At 27.3% G+C, this 6,233-nt stretch carries 8 protein-coding genes and 1 pseudogene; all 9 read right to left on the minus strand.

Going from position 1 to position 6,233, the window contains the following annotated elements:
• Positions 1–159: 159 nt before the first annotated feature.
• Positions 160–1,518, minus strand: coding sequence for a hypothetical protein (locus RMN92_RS10795; protein WP_309609454.1), 1,359 nt, complete (start codon positions 1,516–1,518; stop codon positions 160–162).
• Entirely contained in the window at positions 1,518–1,964 is a 447-nt protein-coding gene (locus RMN92_RS10800) for a hypothetical protein (RefSeq protein ID WP_309609455.1), read from the minus strand. The genes RMN92_RS10795 and RMN92_RS10800 overlap by 1 nt, the downstream gene beginning before the upstream one ends.
• Positions 1,964–3,049 carry a hypothetical protein gene (locus tag RMN92_RS10805; protein WP_309609456.1) on the minus strand — a complete coding sequence of 362 codons (1,086 nt, stop codon included), beginning with the start codon at positions 3,047–3,049 and terminating at the stop codon, positions 1,964–1,966. The genes RMN92_RS10800 and RMN92_RS10805 overlap by 1 nt, the downstream gene beginning before the upstream one ends.
• Positions 3,050–3,145: 96 nt before the next feature.
• The gene (locus RMN92_RS10810) at positions 3,146–3,898 is read right to left on the minus strand and encodes a DKNYY domain-containing protein (RefSeq protein WP_309609457.1); all 753 of its coding nucleotides are present in this window, start codon (positions 3,896–3,898) and stop codon (positions 3,146–3,148) included.
• Between the two features lie 43 nt (positions 3,899–3,941).
• Positions 3,942–4,703 carry an SH3 domain-containing protein gene (locus RMN92_RS10815; protein ID WP_309609458.1) on the minus strand — a complete coding sequence of 254 codons (762 nt, stop codon included), beginning with the start codon at positions 4,701–4,703 and terminating at the stop codon, positions 3,942–3,944.
• Positions 4,700–5,248 (minus strand): hypothetical protein, encoded by a 549-nt coding sequence (locus tag RMN92_RS10820; protein WP_309609459.1) that lies wholly within the window; start codon positions 5,246–5,248, stop codon positions 4,700–4,702. The genes RMN92_RS10815 and RMN92_RS10820 overlap by 4 nt, the downstream gene beginning before the upstream one ends.
• Before the next feature lie 97 nt (positions 5,249–5,345).
• Positions 5,346–5,768, minus strand: a complete 423-nt coding sequence (locus RMN92_RS10825; protein ID WP_309609460.1) for an XAC2610-related protein — start codon at positions 5,766–5,768, stop codon at positions 5,346–5,348.
• Complete coding sequence (locus RMN92_RS10830; RefSeq protein ID WP_309609461.1) at positions 5,765–6,109, minus strand: hypothetical protein; 345 nt, start codon at positions 6,107–6,109, stop codon at positions 5,765–5,767. The genes RMN92_RS10825 and RMN92_RS10830 overlap by 4 nt, the downstream gene beginning before the upstream one ends.
• Positions 6,110–6,233 (minus strand): annotated as a pseudogene (locus RMN92_RS10835) (IS1595 family transposase); the annotation flags it as partial. It lies immediately after the preceding gene.

The raw sequence follows: 6,233 nt of genomic DNA on the forward strand, positions 1-6,233 counted from the left end.
CGCATCATTACTCGATAAAACATCTATAAATGAACTACTTATGAAATCAGATTACAATAATGTCAATGAACAAAATACTAATCAGCTGGTTTTCAAATTATTTTAAGTGGACACTAGTGTTATGGAGTTTTAATAAAAAAAGAAAAATAATTTAACTATTTACCGCCAACGATTTGGATCTTCATTAAAAGCGAAAAAATCTTTATTTGTTAGTTTTTCCATTTTTTTGATGTTTTTTGTAAATAAATGAGTTTTTAAACTAGACATGGATCCTAGATAAAAATCGCCAACAGATATCGTGTTAGCCCCGCCAGATTCTCCAAAATCTTCCAATCCTAACGAAACCGATTTGAAATCTTTTGGTTTAAACAATCTAGAGTATTTAGCGTTTCCAAAACCTATAATTCCTTCTTGAATGTCATTCCAAATCAAGAATTGGTTGTCGTTTTCGAACAAGTTTTCAAAACATTTTGGGGTAAAAATTACATTGTTCAACTCGCGATAATTTTCATAAATGTCAACTTCGAATGGCAAAATTTCATACTCTAAATACTTGTGAATTTGTAAGTTTTTCTGATAATCCGATTTGTAAAATTTATCGGTATTCGGATGAAATTCAATTTTTAACCAAGCATTTGTGTCTAGTTTTTGATATTCATCACGATAAAAACAATAAAAAGTAATCAATACATTTTCTATTCCCCAAATGGCGTAAAGCGAATCTCTTTTATCAATATCAAAAACTTCATCATATCGCGTAGTGGCTTCATGCTGAAAATAATTATCTAAATGTTTTTTGATTTTTAAAAACTCATTTCTTGTATTAAAAAAACCCAATTTTATGTCTGAATTGTATTTAATTACTGGCAAATCGAGTTTTGGTTTTGTTTCGAAAGAATCGCATTCGGTATACAAATTCGCTAGTTTTAGACCACCAAAAATTGTCGGCGATTTTACATTATACGAATATCCAGAAAAAAGCAGGTTTGGATATTCAACTTTTTTTCTGATAATAATTTTGTTTTTTTCTAATTCATTATAAGTTTCCCAAGTAATTAGAACATTTAAATTTTCGATAAAAATACCTTGTTTTAGAATATTAAAATCTGAATTTGATTTTACATCCAATTCAAAATCAGCAACCGATTTTTTCTCCCAAAGGATTACTTTTTCGATTTCAATATCTGAATTTTTAATTTCGAAATACTTTTCAGAATCAAAATCGGGCAATTTCAAAACTAATTTTTCTAATTCCTGAAAATTTCCAGCCAAAGCTGTAACGCCAACTTCGGCAGACGAAGTTGAATTAAGATACAACCAACAACGTTTATTTTCATTAAATTTATCGAAACAATAAATGGTTATAAAATCAATTTTATCGATTTCTATTTTTTCGATATTCGAATCATTATGCGAATATTGTGTGATTTCTGATTTATTAACAACAACTCTTGCGCCATAAAACGGATGCGTTTCTGGAGCTTTTTCTATAGATTTTTTTTTGAAAAATGAGAACATTATTTGTTTTTCTTTTTTAAATTTTCAGTTAATTTTTTAAACAATTCTGCCGAATTTGCATAACGATACGAATTTATTTTGAGTACTTGGGTTTCATTTACAAAAAGTTGTAAAATTCGGTTATAGCTTTCATGGTAACCTTCATTTTCTAATACGTAATGCGTAATTTCCTTGAGATCCAATGTTTTTCGTTTAATAGAAAACGGATAATAAATAGAAACTTTATTTCCATCAATTTTGATTGTATAATTTCTGAAAATATAAAAAGCCACAAGCAACGGAATACCAATCAATAATGCAAATGCAAACCTACTATCTTTACCGTCTGAAACATTTTTTACGTTAGAGATTGGTATTAAAATCAGAAAAAGTAGTCCTAAAATCAGAAAAAAATATAAAATGATTTTTGGAAGCAACAATCGTTGTGATACAAATGTTTTGTTCATTATACTAATTTATCAATTTTAATTCCAATGGCTTGCGAAAGTTCTAAAATTCGTTCTACCTCATTTTTATTAGTTACAAAAAACAAATAGCCATCGCCAAAAGTATCGGAATTCATTAACTCTAAATTATTTTTTGCTAATTCGGTTTGTATGTACGGAAACAAATCATGGCTATAGGTTTCGGGCGGATAAGCAAATGTAAATTCTGTTCCTATCATATTTGAAATCCCTAACTCAATATCTTCGGGATCAAATTTCCAATCGCTATAATAGGTCGAATCTTGAATACAAACTTCATTCTCAACCAAATAATAATCGGCAAGTATAGTTCTAAATTTTTCGTGCATTTCCATTTCATCTTTACCTTTTTTATGAAAAGTTTGCAATCTTTTAGCATCTTTTTTATAGGCCGAATCATCAAATAAATTTCGAGTTACTAATTGTAATAATTCGATAAAATCTTTGATATCTGGCGTATTTATTATTAGATTTTCAAACTTAGAAACATCAATGTTTTTTGGGATTTCGATATTTATTTTTTGACAAATGCCATAAATTACTTTTTCGAGATAATTAATTTCGAGTTTTTCTTCGTCGGTTGTTAAATTATCAAGTTCAATTTTTAGTGAACAAGCAAAACATTCAACTTTTCTAAAAATTGGTTTAGAATTAAAAATCATTCTAAATTCAGAACATTTATTGTCTTCATAAAAAAGAAAAAATCTAAAAATATGTGCTTGCGATTTTAAACCAAATTTATATTTTGCTTCTGGAATTGTATGAAATTCTATTTGCATATAAACAAATTCTTCTTTGTTAGAAATTTGCTCTTTGGATAATTCTTCGTTGTATTGATTGAAATAAGTATTGAGTAATTCGTAACAATTTTGGAAATTGAATTTTTTAAAATCTTCAGCAAAAATATCTTCTGACCAAGAATCTGGGAAAGAAAATCTAGAAACTTTGACTTCGTTTTTAAAAATTTTGAGTTTAAAAACAAGTTCACAATCATTTTCATCGATACATAAATAATCATCTATTTTGTCTAAAATTGTTGCGTTTATTATTGAAATTTCTTTTTTCATCGTGTTTTCATTTATAATTGAATTGATTTTCTTTTTAAAAAATAAATTAAATAGGAATCTAAATAACCTTAGGTAAAATTTTCTTTCTCTCATAAATTAATGCAAAGTATCTGTTAATTCGTATCTTTTTAGTCCTATGTATTTGAAGTTTTTGTCTCGTGGACATCCATCTCTATACTCGCCCCAGTTAAATGTTTTAGAATCGGCATCTTTTATTATTTCTCCAAAATAATAAGCATTAATTTTATCTTTAGCATAACCAAGACCAAGATATTGATAGGTTTTATAATCCGACATAGGAAATTTTAATGTGTCGGTATAAAAATATTTATTGTCTTTGGCGTAATAAGTTTTGTATTGTTGATTTTCTAATATTTGCAATTTAAAACGGCTCATATCGCTCACTTTCATTGATTTATCCAAAAAATAATAATCTTTATCGTCTCTAGAATAAGGACTTTCCTTTAAAATTTGAAATGTTTTGGCATTGGCACCTAGAATTTGGTTTCCGTTAAAAAAGACAAATTTTTTATCTTTTGAATAGTTTTTTTCTCCATAGGAATTCTCGTTTTTAAAATCGATAATTTCGAATATTTTAGGATCGGCATTCTTAATCAGATAACCTTCCAAATAAACATTATTTTTATCTTTGCCGTAACCCACTTCGAGTTCTTCAAAACTATCAGCATCGGCAATTTTGACTAAAGTTTTATGTCCTTGTCCGCCGTGTTCTGCGGCAAATGTCGTTTGAACAATATAAAATACTTTATCTTTTTCTATTTTATAACCATCGTTGCAACTAATAACTAAATTTGTAAATAAAATTAGTATTATACTTCTTATTTTCATTTTGTTAGATTTTCATCAATATTGAGGTAAAATATACTCTTTCCTAATCCCAACCTTCAAAAACTATTTCGATTCCTTTTATGCTTTTATAGGTAATTTTTGTAATTGATATGGCTTCAAGTGATGTTGTAAACGATAATTCTTTAGCATCATATTGATAATTGGTTTGATTATCGCCCGAACTTTTGTGAAGTTGCAAAACATATGGTCTGGATTTTAAAACCAATAAATAACCTTCTTCTAAAGAAATATTGGGTATAAAAAAATGCTCGTGACCGACATAATCGCTTCTGTTTTGTATAATATAACTTCCATTTTTATAGAAACTTGTTTTTGAATAGGCGTTATCTGAAATACTTTTTGGAAATTTTTTAGAAGAGGATTTTGTGAGTTTAAATTTTGCATCAAAATAAGTTTCATTTAATTCGAAATCAGGTTTTAATTTTGATAAATATCCATCAAAAACATATCCAGTTTCTCCAGAATTTGTTTTTACTTTAACCCAAAATCCTTTAATTTGAAACCCTCTAAAATTAAAGCCCTCATTTATAGAATCGTATTTTACAACTGGAGCGATTTCTTGAATTGAAAATTTATTTTTCTTTAAGTTTTCTTCAACTACAAATAGTCTTTCTCCAAATGGTAGAATCGTTATTATTTCACTTTTTTCGTTTGGTTTAATTCTTAAATTTATGCCAGGATTTTTCCAATTATACAGAACATCACCTTTTTTGTATGTGCCAATTGCAAATGTTTTCGGAGAAATTAAAATTATGATTATTAAAAATTTTAAAGTTTTTTTCATTTTTTATTATTGTATTTTTTTGAACTTATACTTTTTAAATCGCCTTTAATAGTGGTTGCATTTCCAACCAAATCGAGAGTTTTATTGTTGTTTTTTACTTTAATTCCAACGGTCATTGTGTTGTCTTGATTTATCTTTTGATAAATAGTATAGGTTGTTTTTTCGTTTGTAAATGAAATGTTTTTGGATATTGCATCAATCATAAAAGGCTGATTTTCTGTATTATTTTCTTCAGGATAATTGAATTCTACACTTTCGTTTGATTTGATTAAAGCATAATATAAATTATTTTCGCCATCGTCAAAAAGGACTACTTTTTTATTGTTTTTTTGTAATCGGAAGGAGAATAGTTCTTTAACAGGCATTTGTCCGAAATCAATTTCTTTTTTGACGATTTCTTTTTTCTTTTTACCAAATGTAGTGGTTGTTGTATATAAAAAAGGATATTTCTGATGATCCATTTCAATAGTTTTAATGACAACAGGATTGTCATTTACAATTTTGTAGGTCGTATTCAAATGCCAACAGCAACCACTTCTTGTCATTGTATGCTATTGTTTTAATTTGGGATCGACCTGAAACATACCGCAATTGTCAGTTGCAAGTGCAGAAAAATCATCATCATAAACAAATTTACCTTTGTTAAATAAATAAATAAATAGAATAAGAAGGTCCGTGGTAACAACTTTCTTGTCCAAACATAATTGCTATGTCTGGATGGTTATCAAAATTAAAATCTTCGTAAATTAATAAACTTTGCTCACCGTAGGACAATTGTTTTACGTTAGTTTTAATATTATTTTTATCATTAAGATCAAATGTCAATTCGGGCGATTCTATTTCGATTATTTTCTTTTTTGTTTTAGAATAAAAAACTTTGATTGTTCCTTGTTTAAAAACCTCATCTAGCCATTCATCTGTTATTGTCACTGTGGCGTTAACGAGTTTTGAAAATTTTTCAATTTTATAGGTGATTTGGGCATTTAAGGTGAGAGAAAAATTGCTCATCAATAAAATAAAAAATATAATTTTATGCTTCTGAATTATTTTAAAAAGTATTTTCATTTTTTATTTACAATTAATTCTATTTTTTCGCCTAAATCATATAAAACTGGAATTCCGTTAAACTGATTTGTCAAATCGTATCTCACCAATTTTGCGTTTTCAATAATTTCTTTTTTAGAATAAACATCTTGGAAATATTCTGACCAAGGATTTCCTCTTGCGTCGAGCGGTATTGGTTTGTTGGCATATCCAACGGTGTAATAAAAGGGTTGCTTTTTTACAATAGGATAATATTTAAGTATATTTTTTTGATCACCTACATATATCAAATTTTCATCTAAATCAACGACAGTAAATTTTATGGTATCGATTGTGGATTTTAAATTTTTTGAGGTGTTCATTTATTTACTTATTATAATCTCTTGATATAAAACCTTTTGAGTATTCATCATTCTGTTTATTAATAGGTCAAAAATATTTTCCTTATAAATTGACCTGTTAATTCGGTAACTAAACTCATCTAAA

It is taken from the genome of Flavobacterium sp. (genome assembly GCF_031363805.1).
Taxonomy (GTDB): Bacteria; Bacteroidota; Bacteroidia; order Flavobacteriales; family Flavobacteriaceae; genus Flavobacterium.